We start from the raw sequence: 14,347 nt of genomic DNA, 5'->3' as shown, positions 1-14,347 counted from the left end.
CCCCCCCCCCGGAACAGGCTGCTGCGACCGGCGTTCCACCGGCTCGACCACGCCGGAGCCTGCCATGGAAAACGACAGAATCACGCGGATTGCCCGTGCCTTATGCCGATCGGCCCGGATCGATCCCGACAGCGTGCTCGTTGCGGAAAGCGCCGATGACGAAACGGCGCAAGCCACAGGGCGGGTCTCGCCCTCAAACGAAGCGGTTCCGGCCTGGACGCAGTTTCGCGGCGCGGCTTTGACCTTCGTCCACACCCATGACGAGCGGGTGGTCGCGCCGCTGTGACCGGCCGCCCCGCTTGCTAACGCGCCCTCGCGCGGCGTAGTGCTCGGGCGGCGGCGCGGGAGATCCTCGCGCGCCCCTGCGGAACGGCAAAAGCGATGTCCTGGCGCGATTTCTGGAATGGCGAACACGCGATCTATGTCTCGCCGCGCCACAAGGCGCTGCATTATCGGCAGATCGCGACCGACCTGACCGGGCATATCCCGGCCCCCGACTCCGTCGTGCTCGACCATGGCTGCGGCGAGGCGCTCGATGCCGGCCGCGTCGCCAGCCGTTGCGGCAAGCTCTATCTCTGCGAGGCGGCGCCCAGCGTGCGCGAGAAGCTTCGCGCCATGCTAGGCGGCCGGGAGAACGTGGCGGTCGTCGCGCCCGAAGAGGTCGAGGCGCTGCCCGAGGCGACGCTCGACCTCGTCGTCGCCAATTCGCTGATCCAGTATCTCTCGCGCGAGGAACTGGTGGCGCTGCTGGCGACCTGGCGGTCCAAGCTCAAGCCCGGCGGCAAACTCGTCGTCGCCGACATCATCCCGCCCGATGTCAGCCCGCTGACCGACGCCTCGCAACTGCTCGGCTTCGCCTGGCGCGGCGGGTTCCTGATGGCGGCGCTCGCCGGGCTCATTCGCACCGCCTTCTCCGACTACCGCAAGCTGCGGGCGCAATACGGGCTGTCGACCTACCGCATCGACGAGATCGCCGGGCTGATCACGGCAGCGGGTTTTGAGGACGTCACGCCAGCGAAAAACTTCGGCCACAACCCGCATCGGCTGACTCTGGTGGGGCGCAAGGCGGGTGACTTAGGCCAGCGATTGCCAGTCTAAAACTGCCAGTTCGCCGGCACCCAGGCATAGCCGCCATCGATCTTCAGCATGCGGCCGAGCCCCGGGAACGGGTAGTGGAAGCCCAAAACCAGCATCTGCTCGGCGGCGGCGCGATCGAAGATCCGTCGGCGCGCAGCCAATGCCGCCTCCTTGTCGCGGTCGGGACCGGGGAGCCACGGGCGGTCGATGTTGACCACCGGATGATAGGCGAGATCGGCGGTCAGCAGCAGTTGGTCACTCCCGGAGTGGACAAGGAACGCGGCCATGCCGGGCGTGTGGCCCGCAGCGGCGAGGCTGGTGAGGCCTGACACGATCTCCTGGCCCGGCTCGTAGAGTTCGACCGTCGCGGCAACGGGCTCCACGCTCCGCTTGATCGCGGCACCGAACCGGGTTCGGAAATCCGCGGGCACCGGCATATAGGACAGATCAGGCTCGCCCTTCACGAAGAAATCCCAATCGGCCTTCGGCGCGAAGACCGTGGCGCGCGGGAAAGCCTTTCCGCCATCGGCGCCCCGCAAATTGCCGACATGATCGGGATGGGTGTGAGAGACGACGATGACATCGATGTCGCTCGGGGTCAGCCCGATGGCCGCGAGGTTGGCGAAGAGGCGGCCGCCATGAGGGCCCATCGTCAAGCCCGCGCCAGCTTCGAGCAGGATGCGCCGACCGCCCGTCTCGATCAGGAGCGTATTCAGGTTCAAGGTGAGGTGGTCGGTGGGCAGGAAGGCGCGCCGCAGCACGCTCTTCAGATCCGCTTCCGGAGCGTCGCTGGCATAGATCCGCGGCGGTCCCCCGATGACGCCGTCGCTCAGCACCGTCGCGCGAATGTCGCCGACGCGAAAGTGATAAAAGCCGGCATTGGCCGGGGGCACCGTCGGTGTCTGCGCGTGGGCGCCACCCATATGGAGCCTCCCAAGCATGAGACCGGCACCGCCACTTGCGGCTGAGAGCATGATCGTTCGGCGGTTGAGGGTCAGTCGGCTCATCGTCATCCCGGTTGCTTTTTGTCAGGTCTGGTCGGCACAGGATGACAGCGCCTTGACGCACGCATAAGCTGCTCAATCTTGATCAGCTTGATAAGGTCAACTTCCCAGTGAGCCTGCTCCGCCTCGACAGCCTGGAGGTTTTTGCAGCGATTATCCGGTGCGGGGGCTTTCGCGCGGCGGCGAAGGAGCGGCGTGTCTCATCCTCTGCCCTGAGCCAGACCATGACGACGCTCGAAGAGGCCCTGGGCATCCGTCTTCTCAACCGCACGACCCGCAGCGTGGCCCCGACCGAAGCCGGCGCACGCCTGCTCGCGCGGCTTGCTCCGGCGCTGGACGACATCCGTCAGGCGCTGGAGGACCTCGATCAGCTGCGTGACACGCCCTCGGGCCTGATCCGGATCAACGCCCCGGCCCCGGCGGTGGACCATGTGCTGTGTCCGCTCGTGTTCGACTTCATGCGCCGCTACCGCGATGTGAAGGTCGAGATCGTCAGCGATGCCGCCCTCATCGACATCGTCGAGCAGGGCTTCGACGCCGGCGTCCGCTTCGGCCAGCAGCTGGCGCAGGACATGATCGCCACGCCCTTGGGCCCACCCTTGCGCTACGCAATCGTCTGCTCACCCGCCTATCGCGACGGACGGGGAATGCCGCTCACACCGCACGACCTGATGGGGCATGACTGCATCCGCCGCCGCTTTCCCGGTGGGGCGCTGGCGTCATGGGACTTCGAGAAGGACGGTGAGACCCTGGCGATCGCGCCGGACGCGCGGCTGACGCTGGGCTCGGCGCATCAGGAGGTCCAGGCCGCCCTCGCCGGCCAGGGTATCGCCCATGTCTTTGAAACCTATGCCCAACCCTATCTCGACGATGGTCGCCTGATCGAGTTGATGCCCGATTGGAGCCCAAGGCTTCCGAGCTGGTATCTCTATTACCCCAACCGACGCCACCCGAGTGCCGCCATGCGGGCCTTTCTCGATCATGTCAGAGCCGAGACCTGATCGAGCGGCTGCGCTCGGACCAGCGCGCGCCGCAGCCTCAGCTGGACCGATCGGCAAAGCTGAAGAACTTGTGCCCCAGGAACGAGAACACCATCACAATCCCCGTGGTGACGAGCTGCATCGGCAGGTAGGGCAGGCCGGCTTCCGCCACAAACCAGTGCATCAGCACCCCTGTGAGCGCAAATCCCCCGGCCGCGATAAGGCCGAAGCGCCAGGTCGCCTGGCCATGGCTGTGCGTCGCGTCGAACGTCAGCCAGCGGTTGAGGGTATAGGAGACGACCGCGCCGACCACGAAGCCCGCCAGCGTCGCCGGCACCGGATCGACACGCGCGAGTTCGACCAGCGCAACCAGCACGCCGTAATGCGCGACCGCCGTAATACCCCCGGCGAGGACATAGGCCAGGAGCTGGCGGGTCTGACGGGGGTAGCGACGCAGCGGCATGGTCGCTCCTTACAGGATTCGCTTCAACCCGGAACGGATTTCAGCCCCAAAACCTGTGCGCCAGGACGCATCCGCGCGCTTTCCCCTTCCCTGAGCCGCTTCGCCCCTCTATAGCGAGCGCCTAGCATTCATCTCAGGCGCTCGCACCGGCCCGCTCTTGCGATCGGACGGCTGGAGACGCGCGCCCTCGCGGAAGACGAAAAGTCGAGCCTCATGCCCAAGCGCACAGACATCAAGACCATCCTGATCATCGGCGCCGGCCCCATCATCATCGGCCAGGCCTGCGAGTTCGACTATTCCGGCACGCAAGCCGTGAAGACGCTGAAGGCCGAGGGCTACCGCATCGTGCTGGTCAATTCGAACCCGGCCACGATCATGACGGATCCGGACCTCGCGGACGCGACCTATGTCGAGCCGATCACGCCCGAGATCGTGGCCAAGATCATCGAGAAGGAGCGCAACGTGCTCCCCGGTGGCTTCGCCCTGCTGCCCACAATGGGCGGCCAGACCGCACTCAACTGCGCGCTCTCGTTGAACAAGAAGTCGATTCCGCAGCCCGACGGCAGCAAGATCAGTGTCCTCGAGCAGTTCGACGTCGAAATGATCGGCGCCACCGCCGAGGCGATCGACAAGGCCGAGGACCGCGAACTCTTCCGCAACGCGATGACCAAGATTGGCCTCGACACGCCGCGCTCGCACCAGATCAAGACGCTCGGCCAGGCGCTCGATGCGCTCGAGGATATCGGCCTGCCCGCGATCATCCGCCCCTCCTTCACCATGGGCGGGACCGGCGGCGGCATCGCCTACAACAAGGGCGAATTCATCGACATCGTCGAGCGCGGCATCGACGCCTCGCCGACCAGCGAGGTCCTGATCGAGGAGAGCGTGCTCGGCTGGAAAGAGTACGAGATGGAGGTTGTCCGCGACAAGAACGACAACTGCATCATCGTCTGCTCGATCGAGAACATCGACCCGATGGGCGTCCACACCGGCGATTCGATCACGGTCGCGCCGGCGCTGACGCTGACCGACAAGGAATACCAGATCATGCGCGACGCCTCGCTGGCGGTGCTGCGCGAGATCGGTGTCGAGACCGGCGGCTCCAACGTGCAGTTCGCGGTCGATCCCGCCACGGGCCGCATGATCGTCATCGAGATGAACCCGCGCGTTTCCCGCTCCTCGGCGCTGGCCTCCAAGGCCACCGGTTTCCCGATCGCCAAGGTCGCCGCGCGTCTGGCCGTCGGCTACACGCTCGACGAGATCGAAAACGACATCACCGGCGGCGCGACCCCGGCCTCCTTCGAGCCGACGATCGACTATGTCGTTACCAAGATTCCCCGGTTTGCCTTCGAGAAGTTCCCCGGCGCCGAGCCGACCCTGACCACCGCGATGAAGTCGGTCGGCGAGGCCATGGCGATCGGCCGGACCTTCCAGGAGAGCCTGCAGAAGGCGCTGCGCTCGCTGGAGACCGGGCTCGACGGCCTCGACGAGATCGAGATCGAGAACATGGGCAAGGGCGACGACAGGAACGCGATCAAGGCCGCGCTCTCGACACCGACCCCCGACCGCATCCTCCAGGTCGCGCAGGCCATGCGCTTCGGCTTCACAGATGCGCAGATCCATGAGAGCTGCAAGATCGACCCCTGGTTCCTCGAACAGATGCGCGGAATCGTCGACACCGAGGAGAAGGTGCGCACATTCGGCCTGCCGCAGACCCCGGGCGCGTTCCGCCAGGTCAAGGCGATGGGCTTCTCCGACAAGCGCCTCGCCGCGGTCTCCGGCAAGACCGAGGCCGAGGTGACCAAGCTGCGCCGCTCGCTCGACGTCCGTCCCGTCTACAAGCGCATCGACACCTGCGCCGCCGAGTTCGCTTCGCCGACGGCCTATATGTATTCGACCTACGCCATGCCCTTCGCCGGCAAGGCGGCCGACGAGGCCAACCCGTCCGATCGCAAGAAGGTCGTGATCCTCGGAGGCGGTCCCAACCGCATCGGCCAGGGCATTGAGTTCGACTATTGCTGCTGCCATGCCTGCTATGCGCTCAAGGATGCCGGCTACGAGACCATCATGGTCAACTGCAACCCGGAAACCGTCTCGACCGACTACGACACCTCCGACCGGCTCTATTTCGAGCCGCTGACGGCCGAGGACGTGCTCGAGATCCTCGAGACCGAGAAGCAGAACGGCACGCTGCACGGCGTCATCGTCCAGTTCGGCGGGCAGACCCCGCTGAAGCTGGCGAACGCGCTGGAAGAGGCCGGCATCCCGATCCTGGGCACCTCGCCCGACGCGATCGACCTCGCCGAGGACCGCGACCGCTTCAAGCGCCTGCTCGACAAGCTGCAGCTCAAGCAGCCCAAGAACGGCATCGCCTATTCGGTCGAGCAGGCCCGCATGATCGTGGCCGAGCTCGGCCTGCCCTTCGTCGTGCGCCCGTCCTATGTGCTCGGCGGCCGCGCCATGGCGATCATTCGCGACGAAGTGATGTTCGAGGACTATCTGCTCGGCACCCTGCCCTCGCTGATCCCCTCCGAGGTCAAGGCCAAGTATCCCAACGACAAGACCGGCCAGATCAACACGGTGCTGGGCAAGAATCCGCTGCTGTTCGACCGCTATTTGTCGGACGCCATCGAGGTCGATGTCGACTGCCTCGCCGACGGCAAGGACGCCTTCATCGCCGGCATCATGGAGCATATCGAGGAGGCCGGCATCCATTCCGGCGATTCGGCCTGCTCACTGCCGCCACGCTCGCTCTCGCCTGAGACCATTGCCGAACTGGAGCGCCAGACGAAGGCGATGGCGCTGGCGCTCGATGTCGGCGGGCTGATGAACGTCCAGTATGCGATCAAGGACGGCGACATCTATGTGCTGGAGGTGAACCCGCGCGCCTCGCGCACCGTGCCCTTCGTCGCCAAGGTCGTCGGCATTCCCGTCGCCAAGATCGCGGCACGCATCATGGCCGGCGAAAGCCTGGCGAGTTTCGGCCTCAAGGCGGAGCCGCTCGGCCATGTCGGCGTCAAGGAGGCGGTCTTCCCCTTCGCACGCTTCCCCGGCGTCGACGTGCTGCTGGGGCCGGAAATGCGCTCGACCGGCGAGGTCATCGGGCTCGACCGTTCCTTCGACATCGCCTTCGCCAAGAGCCAGCTCGGTGCGGGCTCGAAGGTCCCGGTCAAGGGCACGGTCTTCGTCTCGGTGCGCGACCAGGACAAGCCCCGCATCGTTGAGAGCGTCAGGATGCTGGCCGATCTCGGCTTCCGCGTGCTGGCGACCGGCGGCACGCTGCGCCTGCTGCAGGACGAGGGCATCGCGGCCACCAAGATCAACAAGGTGCTGGAAGGCCGTCCCCACGTCGTCGATGCGATCAAGAACGGCGAAATCCAGCTCGTCTTCAACACAACGGACGGCCCGCAGGCCCTGACGGATTCACGCTCGCTTCGCCGAACGGCCCTCTTGCACAAGGTGCCCTATTATACCACCTTGGCCGGAGCGATCGCGGCAGCGGAAGGCATCAAGGCCTATTGCAGCGGCGATCTCGAAGTACGATCGCTGCAATCCTACTTCGTCAGCGTCGCCTGAAGGCGGCACGCCGCCGAAGTTGAGAGAAACGACAGGAAGCGGGGCGCGGGCGGCAAAGCAGCCGCCGGCGATCACCCGCTTTCGCATGATGGGACGAGACGATGGAAAAGGTTCCGATGACCGCCGGCGGCTTTGCCGCTCTGGAGGCCGAACTCACGGATCGCCAGCAGGTGCAGCGCCAGCGCATCATCGCGGCGATCTCGGAAGCGCGCGCCCATGGCGATCTCTCGGAGAACGCCGAGTATCATGCCGCCAAGGAAGCGCAGGCTCTCAATGAAGGCCGCATCCAGGAGCTGGAATCGCTGATCGGCCGGGCCGACATCATCGACATCGCCAAGCTCGTCGGCAGCGACACGATCAAGTTCGGCGCCACCGTCAAGCTGATCGACGACGATACCGAGGAAGAGAAGAGCTACCAGATTGTCGGCGAACCCGAATCGGATGTGAAATCCGGCAAGGTCTCGATCGGCTCGCCGATCGCGCGCGCGCTGATCGGCAAGAAGGTCGGTGACAACGTGCAGGTCAACACGCCCGGCGGCGGCAAGTCCTACGAGGTCGTGAGCGTCGTCTTCCGGTAAAGCCAGCCGCTTCGACGCGGGTGGCGTTCGCGCCTGCCTTGGTGTTCCCGGTACGCGACATTACATGAGTTGCTGACCTCGAGGGAGTTCCAGCCATGACGACCCGCCGCGCATTTGTTCTCTCCACCATGGCCGGCGCGTTGCTCGCCTTCGCCGGCCCCGCGCTGGCGCAGGTCAGAACCGTCGGTGCGATCCGCGTCGACACCTCCCGCCTTTCGGCTCAGGGCTGGGGTCAGCGGTCCCAGGAGATTCGACGCGACCTCGAGCGCCAACTCGCGACCACGCTCGCTCCAATGGTCCGGCGCGGCGGGCCGACCCTTAACGTCACCGTCAAGGGCGTCTGGCTGGCGAGTTGGGCCGGTGGCGGTGGCGGCGGCAAGTTCGGTGGCGGTAGCGCGAGCATGGATAATTTCGATGCCGACTATGTCCTCACCGGCCCGCGCGGCGAGGTACTCGCCAACTGGTCGATCCTGTCCAACATTGGCTCGGATTCCGGCGGCGCCTGGTACCGCCCCGATGTCGATCAGCGCCGCGTCGCCGCCCTGATCGAGAACAACGCGCTCTGGATCAAGCGCTATCTCGGCGGCTGAGCCAGTCCCGCGGCGATGAAGATCACCCGAACGGAACGATCGGCTCATCCTTGACCCGGTCGAGCGCCAGCGCCGTGCGAACGTTTCGAACATTGGGCAGGCCGGTCAGTTCCCCGACGAAGTCCTGAAACGCCTTGAGGTCGGGCGCGACGCATTTCAGCACGAAATCGATGTCGCCTGAGAGTTTCCAGCATTCGCGCACTGCCGGCCAGGCCCGGATCCGATCCTGAAACGCTTCGAGATCGGCCTCCGCCTGGCTGGCGAGATGCACGAAGGCGAAGCAGACGACGTCGAGCCCCAGCTTGCGCTCGTCGAGTTGGGCCCGGTAGCCGGTGATCAGCCCGGCCTCTTCCAGCGCCCGCACGCGCCGCAGGCAGGGCGGCGGCGAGATGCCGACGCGGCTCGCCAGCTCGACATTGGTCATGCGCCCGTCGCCCTGCAATTCGCGCAGGATCGCCGTGTCGATATCGTCGAGTTTGGATCGCACAAAGGGCCTCGGAGCAAGGTTGCGCTGGTGTAGACGCAGCGTCTTGGCGATACAAGGCAGGTGCCGTGCTGCCGTTCGGCCGATGGCATGCTCTTCCTCCCTCCGCTTGCGGTGGGGAGGGCCTGGGTGGGGGGCCGAAAAGCCGGAGCCCCACCCGTCATTGTCTCGTCCAGCGGCACTGCCCCCCACCCTAACCCTTCCCACCGCAAGCGGGGGGAGGGAACTCCGGAGCCAAGCTTGCCTGACCCGCGCTCAAATGATGCCATGCTTCCCACTGTCTGGGTCCTGACCGACGGCAAGGCCGGCGACGAAGTGCAATGCCTCGGCGTCGCCGAGCGGCTGGGCGTCACGCCCGAGATCCGGCGGATCGCGCCGCGCAAACCCTTCGCCTGGCTGATGCCGCGCGGGCCGATCGATCCGCGCGAGGGGCCGGAGCGTACCGGAAGCCCGATCGCTCCGCCCTTCCCCGACATCCTGATCGCGTCGGGGCGACGGGCGATCGCCTATGTGCGCGCTGTCCGCAAGGCCTCGAACGGCGCGACCTTCACCGTCATCCTGAAGGACCCGCGCATGGGCACGGGCGCGGCCGACTTGATCTGGGTTGCCGAGCATGACCGGCTGCGCGGCGACAACGTGCTGGTGACGACGACCTCGCCGCATCGCCTCGCGCCGCAGCGTCTGGAGCGGGCGCGGCTGACGCCCCCGTCCTGGGTCGCGCCTTTGCCCGTGCCGCGCGCGGCCGTGCTGGTCGGCGGCGACAGCCGGCATCACCGCTTCCGGCCCGAAGACATCGCCCGTTTCGCCGACGCCCTCGACGCGCTCGCCCGCTCCGGCGTCGCGCTGATGGGCTCGCGCTCGCGCCGGACCACGCCGGCGCTGGACGCTGCCGTCGCCGCGGTCTTCGCCCGTCATGGCGGCTGGTGGTGGGACGGGACGGGCGAAAACCCCTATGTCGCGCTGCTGGCCCATGCCGACGCCATCGTCACCACCGCCGATTCCACCAACATGATCGGCGAGGCCACCGCGACGGGCGCCCCCATCCTGGTGTTCGAGCCCCATGGCGGCCACGGCAAGCTGGCGAAGTTTCTCGAGGCGCTGAAACGTCAGGGCATGGTGCATCATTTCGACGGCGCCCTGGCCGGGACACGCTACGTTCCCGTGGATGCGACCCGGGCGATCGCCGACGCCGTCAGGCAGCGCTGGCTTATGCACAGGCAGCAGTTGAGCCTCGCCTGATCTTGAACGCTCTCGCGCTTGCATCGCGCGGCCGGCATCGTATGTCACGAGGGCAAGGAAAAGGACAAAGATGATGGCCCATACCCATGCCCGCGTGATGATCGTCGGCTCAGGCCCCGCCGGCTATACCGCCGCGATCTATGCCGCCCGCGCCTTGATGGAGCCCGTGATGATCTCGGGCCTGCAGGCCGGCGGCCAGCTGATGATCACGACCGATGTCGAGAATTATCCAGGCTTCGCCGATGTGGTCCAGGGTCCCTGGCTGATGGAGCAGATGCGCGCCCAGGCCGAGCACATGGGCACGCGCATGGTCTCCGACCATATCGCCAAGGTCGATCTTTCGCAGCGCCCGTTCCGGCTCTGGGGCGATGGCGGCGAGACCTATTCCTGCGATTCGCTGATCATTGCCACCGGCGCCCAGGCAAAATGGCTCGGCCTGCCCTCCGAACAGGCCTTCCAGGGCTTCGGCGTCTCGGCCTGCGCCACCTGCGACGGCTTCTTCTTCCGCAACAAGGAGGTCGCGGTCGTCGGTGGCGGCAACACCGCCGTCGAGGAGGCACTGTACCTTGCCAATCTCGCCAGCAAGGTCACGCTGGTCCACCGCCGCAACACGCTGCGCGCCGAGAAGGTGATGCAGGACCGGCTGTTCAAGCACCCCAAGATCGAAGTTGTCTGGGATTCCGAGATCGCCGAGATCTGCGGTGGGACGCAGCCCCCAAACGTCACCCATCTGCGCCTGCGCAACCTCAAGACCGGCATCGAGAGTGATCTCAAGGCCGACGGCGTCTTCATCGCGATCGGCCACAAGCCGGCGACCGAGCTCTTCGTGGGCCAGCTCGCCATGAGCGAATCCGGCTATCTCGACGTCACCCCGGGCACGAGCCAGACCAATGTGCCGGGCGTCTTTGCCGCCGGCGATGTCACGGACGAACATTACCGCCAGGCCGTCACCGCGGCCGGCATGGGCTGCATGGCCGCTCTCGACGCCGAGCGCTGGCTGCAGGCGCAGGAACTCGCGCATCTTCAGGCGGCGGAATGAAGCCCCGACCAACTCATCACAGAAATTGATCACCCTCGTAACCAATTTCAGTGTGAAAAGGTCGCAGTCAGGCCACGTGGGCGTTGACCTCCAAGGATTTTAAGCCCCAACATGCGTCAAACGCATAACAAGGGGGGCCGCGGTGGATTGGGACCGCATCAGGATCTTTTATACCGTCGCCGAGTCCGGCAGCTTCACCAAAGCTGGCGATGTCCTGGGCCTCAGTCAATCCGCCGTCAGCCGGCAGATCGGCGCACTCGAACGCGAACTGCGCGCGCCGCTGTTTCATCGCCATACGCGCGGTCTGATCCTGACCGAGCAAGGCGAATTGCTGTGGCGGGCCGCCCGCGAGATGACGCAGCGCCTCGAACGCACGCGCTCGCAGCTCTCCGAGACGCGCGAGCACCCGTCGGGTGAGCTCAAGGTCACGGCCACGCGCGGGCTCGGCGGGCATTGGCTGACGCCGCGCCTGGCCGAATTCCTCGATCTCTACCCCGACATCAAGGTCGACCTCATCCTCACCGATGAAGAGCTCGACCTGTCGATGCGCGAGGCCGACATCGCCATCCGCCTGCGCCAGCCGCAGCAGCCGGACCTGATCCAGCGCAAGCTCTTCACCGTCCATTTCCACGTCTATGGTTCGCCGGCCTATGTGAAACGGTTCGGCGAGCCCAAATCCCACGAGGATCTCGACAACCACCGCATTCTGTCCTTCGGTGGGACGTCGCCCTCCTATCTGACGGCGGTTCACTGGCTCGGCTCGCTGGGCCGCGATCAGCGCAACCCCCGTCCGATTCATCTCACCGTCAACAACATCACCGCGATGAAGCGGGCGGTGGATTCAGGCGCCGGCATCGCCGTGCTGCCCGATTACCTGATCGAGACGGGGTCGCCCCTGGTGCAGTTGATGCGCGAGACCGAGATGCCGCAGCTCGAGAGCTATCTGGTCTATCCGGAAGAGATGAAATCGGTCGCGCGCGTGCAGGTTTTCCGCGACTTCCTGATCCAGAAGGCCCAGCGCTGGACCTACTGATCATGGGCTTGGTCTAGCTTGGCCGGCGCCAATTCGGCGGCGGCTTTGGCGCTTTTGTGGCGGTCGTCCTTCAATCGGATGATGCGCTGCGCTCCACCGCCCTCGATCCGCGTTGCAGTGCGAGAAATGCCTTCTGAATCTTTGCCGATCCCAGGCCCTCACCTGCGCTGTATGCATATTTGCCAATGATTTAGACTTAATTTGCGCCATATGATCGCAGTTCATGCAACTGGCGCATGGCAGACCCAACTCATGCTGCATTGCAAAAAGGCATGTGCTGCCCGATATAGCAATCACGGTTGTTCGGAACGGGCTCTGCTATCTCCTCCCGGCATCGAGTTCGTTTCAGCCGTTCCCCTCTGAGATGTTTGGCGTTTGAGCCGGATGTTTCAAACTTCAAAGGCCGGCTCCCTCGCGGGATGCCGGCCTTTTTTTTGGCTTTTGTCTCGACCTGCCGTCATGGCGAGCGAGGCGAAGCAATGACGCCGGCTACGCCGTCAGCTTGCCCACCAGCGTGGCGAATTTGTCCATGAAGCCCTGCAGGAAGTCGCGCGTCGCCTCGACGGTCACGGTGCCGCTGTCGTCGATCAGCCCGTCCTTCCAGGTGATGAACATCTGGCCGCCCATGACCAGCGCGCCCTGATTGCCGAGAATATCGCGCAGATGCTGCTGCGCGCAGGCGGTCCCGACACCGCCCGGGCTCGTCCCGATGATCGCGAGCGGCTTGCCGCCCCAGACGCCCTTGCCCGAGGGACGCGACGCCCAGTCGATCGCGTTCTTCAGCACGGCGGGAATCGAGCGGTTGTGCTCGGGCGTCACCACCAGGACGGCATCGGCCCGGGCGAGTTCGTCCTTCAGACGCGTTGCGCTGGCCGGGAAAGATTCCGCCTCGAGATCCTGATTGTACATAGGCAGATCGTCGATCTGGGCGATATGGGCTGTGAAAGCCCCCGCGCCGAGGCCGGCGAGCCCTTGGGCCAGCTTCCGGTTGATCGACGCCTTACGGTTGCTGCCGACGATGATGGCGAGCGTGAACAGTGCCATGGGAAGAAACCTCGCGTGAAGGGTTTGACGATAGGCTTGACCAAAGTGGAACGCGTCAGGTCCAGCCTTGGGTCCACCGACAGGCCGAGGCGAACGCGCTCGTATCGGCAGCGGCAAGGCACCTTACCCTCACCGAGGGCAGATGGCGCGGCCATATCCGTCATCGCCATCACAGCGCAACGATCCAGACGGCCGCGCGAAACCAGGATGGCTTTGCTGCTCCCGCGACGCAGCCGACAAACGGCTCCGCGCCCTCACATGAAGAGCTTTTCGCCCGTCATCCCCTTGTAGAGTCCGGCGACCTGCTCGCCATAGCCATTGTACAAAAGCGTCGGCTTGCGGTCGCGCGTGCCCAGGATCTGCTCGCTCGCCTGGCTCCAGCGCGGATGCGAGACCTCCGGGTTCACATTGGCCCAGAAGCCGTATTCGGCCGCCTGCAGCCCTTCCCAGAAGGTCTTGGGCCGTTCGGACACGAAGCTGATCTTGGTGATCGATTTCACCGACTTGAAGCCGTATTTCCACGGCACCACCAGCCGCAGCGGCGCGCCATGCTGGGTCGGGATCGGCTTGCCATAGATGCCGGTGACCAGCAGCGGCAGCTCGTTTGCCGCCTCCGCCATGCTCAGCCCCTCCGTATAGGGCCAGGGATACCAGCGGGCCGATTGGCCCGGTGCCATGCGCGGATTGAGGAAGGTCTCGAAGCGGATGTATTTCGCGCCCGAGAGCGGCTTGGCGAAGTCGACGAAGGCCTTCAGCGGAATGCCGGTCCAGGGCACCGCCATCGACCAGGCCTCGACGCAGCGGAAGCGGTAGAGCCGCTCTTCCAGCGGCAGCTTGCGGACCAACTCGTCGAAGGCGATCTCGAAGGGCTTCTCGACCATACCGTCGATCGCCACCGTCCAGGGCCGCGTCACCAGCCGCTTCGAGGCGGCGACGATGTCCTTCGACGTGCCAAACTCGTAGAAATTGTTGTAGCTCGCCGCATCCGCCTCGGGCGTCACCGGCCGGTCGAGCGTGTAGGTCTCGTTTCTCTTCGCGGGATAGAGATCGAGCGTCGGGTCCGCGCCTTGCGCGGATGCCGTGCCGGGGAGCGCCGCCCCGGCGATCAACCCCGCGCCACCGGCCATCAGGGCGCGGCGGTTCAGGAAAATGGATTCGGGCGTGGCCTGGCTCTCGGGCAGAGCCCAGGCAGGACGGTTCTTGATCAGCATCGGACGGATAAACCCCGTTTCGGATGCCG

At 65.6% G+C, this 14,347-nt stretch carries 14 protein-coding genes; 9 read left to right on the top strand and 5 right to left on the bottom strand.

Annotation, left to right across the window (positions count from 1 at the left end; translation table 11 throughout):
- Together IP69_RS19360 and IP69_RS19355 are read left to right on the top strand one after the other, a co-directional pair.
- Positions 1-286: hypothetical protein (locus tag IP69_RS19360; RefSeq protein WP_210165950.1), on the top strand; the 286-nt coding region annotated here is incomplete at its 5' end.
- A gap of 95 nt (positions 287-381) precedes the next feature.
- Positions 382-1,098: a class I SAM-dependent methyltransferase gene (locus IP69_RS19355; RefSeq protein WP_054144460.1), complete on the top strand. Its 717-nt coding sequence runs from the start codon at positions 382-384 to the stop codon at positions 1,096-1,098.
- Here the strand turns inward: IP69_RS19355 and IP69_RS19350 are convergent.
- Positions 1,095-2,084, bottom strand: coding sequence for an MBL fold metallo-hydrolase (locus IP69_RS19350; RefSeq protein WP_054144470.1), 990 nt, complete (start codon positions 2,082-2,084; stop codon positions 1,095-1,097). The two genes, IP69_RS19355 and IP69_RS19350, sit on opposite strands and share 4 nt — an antisense overlap.
- Before the next feature lie 107 nt (positions 2,085-2,191).
- Between IP69_RS19350 and IP69_RS19345 the strand changes: the two genes are divergently transcribed.
- Positions 2,192-3,082, top strand: coding sequence for a LysR family transcriptional regulator (locus tag IP69_RS19345; protein WP_054144459.1), 891 nt, complete (start codon positions 2,192-2,194; stop codon positions 3,080-3,082).
- Positions 3,083-3,119: 37 nt separating this feature from the next.
- On the opposite strand, the gene IP69_RS19340 is transcribed toward IP69_RS19345, so the two are convergent.
- Positions 3,120-3,524 carry a GtrA family protein gene (locus tag IP69_RS19340; protein WP_054144458.1) on the bottom strand — a complete coding sequence of 135 codons (405 nt, stop codon included), beginning with the start codon at positions 3,522-3,524 and terminating at the stop codon, positions 3,120-3,122.
- Positions 3,525-3,737: 213 nt separating this feature from the next.
- On the opposite strand from IP69_RS19340, the gene carB reads away from it, so the two are divergent.
- From carB to IP69_RS19325, 3 genes are all read left to right on the top strand, one after another.
- Positions 3,738-7,100, top strand: a complete 3,363-nt coding sequence (gene carB / locus IP69_RS19335; RefSeq protein ID WP_054144457.1) for a carbamoyl-phosphate synthase large subunit — start codon at positions 3,738-3,740, stop codon at positions 7,098-7,100.
- Between the two features lie 101 nt (positions 7,101-7,201).
- A complete protein-coding gene (gene greA / locus IP69_RS19330; RefSeq protein ID WP_054144456.1) occupies positions 7,202-7,678 on the top strand; it encodes a transcription elongation factor GreA in 477 nt (158 codons plus the stop codon).
- Between the two features lie 95 nt (positions 7,679-7,773).
- Complete coding sequence (locus IP69_RS19325; RefSeq protein ID WP_156323553.1) at positions 7,774-8,268, top strand: hypothetical protein; 495 nt, start codon at positions 7,774-7,776, stop codon at positions 8,266-8,268.
- A 22-nt stretch (positions 8,269-8,290) separates the two neighbouring features.
- Here the strand turns inward: IP69_RS19325 and IP69_RS19320 are convergent, their stop codons facing one another.
- Positions 8,291-8,755 carry an Lrp/AsnC family transcriptional regulator gene (locus IP69_RS19320; protein ID WP_054144454.1) on the bottom strand — a complete coding sequence of 155 codons (465 nt, stop codon included), beginning with the start codon at positions 8,753-8,755 and terminating at the stop codon, positions 8,291-8,293.
- 264 nt (positions 8,756-9,019) lie between these two features.
- Between IP69_RS19320 and IP69_RS19315 the strand changes: the two genes are divergently transcribed.
- From IP69_RS19315 to IP69_RS19305, 3 genes are all read left to right on the top strand, one after another.
- A complete protein-coding gene (locus tag IP69_RS19315) occupies positions 9,020-9,991 on the top strand; it encodes a mitochondrial fission ELM1 family protein (RefSeq protein ID WP_054144453.1) in 972 nt (323 codons plus the stop codon).
- Positions 9,992-10,064: 73 nt separating this feature from the next.
- Positions 10,065-11,030 (top strand): thioredoxin-disulfide reductase, encoded by a 966-nt coding sequence (trxB, locus tag IP69_RS19310; RefSeq protein WP_054144469.1) that lies wholly within the window; start codon positions 10,065-10,067, stop codon positions 11,028-11,030.
- A gap of 142 nt (positions 11,031-11,172) precedes the next feature.
- Complete coding sequence (locus IP69_RS19305; protein ID WP_054144452.1) at positions 11,173-12,063, top strand: LysR family transcriptional regulator; 891 nt, start codon at positions 11,173-11,175, stop codon at positions 12,061-12,063.
- Between the two features lie 489 nt (positions 12,064-12,552).
- Here the strand turns inward: IP69_RS19305 and IP69_RS19300 are convergent, their stop codons facing one another.
- Together IP69_RS19300 and msrP are read right to left on the bottom strand one after the other, a co-directional pair.
- Positions 12,553-13,107 (bottom strand): NADPH-dependent FMN reductase, encoded by a 555-nt coding sequence (locus tag IP69_RS19300; protein ID WP_054144451.1) that lies wholly within the window; start codon positions 13,105-13,107, stop codon positions 12,553-12,555.
- Between the two features lie 254 nt (positions 13,108-13,361).
- Positions 13,362-14,318: a protein-methionine-sulfoxide reductase catalytic subunit MsrP gene (gene msrP / locus IP69_RS19295; RefSeq protein ID WP_054144450.1), complete on the bottom strand. Its 957-nt coding sequence runs from the start codon at positions 14,316-14,318 to the stop codon at positions 13,362-13,364.
- Positions 14,319-14,347: the final 29 nt, after the last annotated feature.

Origin of the sequence: Allobosea sp. AAP35, from assembly GCF_001295925.1 — a bacterium.
Classification (GTDB): Bacteria; Pseudomonadota; Alphaproteobacteria; order Rhizobiales; family Beijerinckiaceae; genus Allobosea.
Note: the sequence above shows the minus strand (reverse complement) of the source record. Positions and strands in the feature narration are given on the sequence as shown.

Bases quoted from the DNA above. Each gene is read 5' to 3' on its own strand.
- IP69_RS19340 (WP_054144458.1), bottom strand. From the start codon at position 3,524: ATGCCGCTGCGTCGCTACCCCCGTCAGACCCGCCAGCTCCTGGCCTAT.
- trxB (WP_054144469.1), top strand. From the start codon at position 10,065: ATGGCCCATACCCATGCCCGCGTGATGATCGTCGGCTCAGGCCCCGCC.
- IP69_RS19350 (WP_054144470.1), bottom strand. From the start codon at position 2,084: ATGAGCCGACTGACCCTCAACCGCCGAACGATCATGCTCTCAGCCGCA.
- msrP (WP_054144450.1), bottom strand. From the start codon at position 14,318: ATGCTGATCAAGAACCGTCCTGCCTGGGCTCTGCCCGAGAGCCAGGCC.
- IP69_RS19355 (WP_054144460.1), top strand. From the start codon at position 382: ATGTCCTGGCGCGATTTCTGGAATGGCGAACACGCGATCTATGTCTCG.
- IP69_RS19300 (WP_054144451.1), bottom strand. From the start codon at position 13,107: ATGGCACTGTTCACGCTCGCCATCATCGTCGGCAGCAACCGTAAGGCG.
- IP69_RS19325 (WP_156323553.1), top strand. From the start codon at position 7,774: ATGACGACCCGCCGCGCATTTGTTCTCTCCACCATGGCCGGCGCGTTG.
- carB (WP_054144457.1), top strand. From the start codon at position 3,738: ATGCCCAAGCGCACAGACATCAAGACCATCCTGATCATCGGCGCCGGC.
- IP69_RS19315 (WP_054144453.1), top strand. From the start codon at position 9,020: ATGCTTCCCACTGTCTGGGTCCTGACCGACGGCAAGGCCGGCGACGAA.
- greA (WP_054144456.1), top strand. From the start codon at position 7,202: ATGGAAAAGGTTCCGATGACCGCCGGCGGCTTTGCCGCTCTGGAGGCC.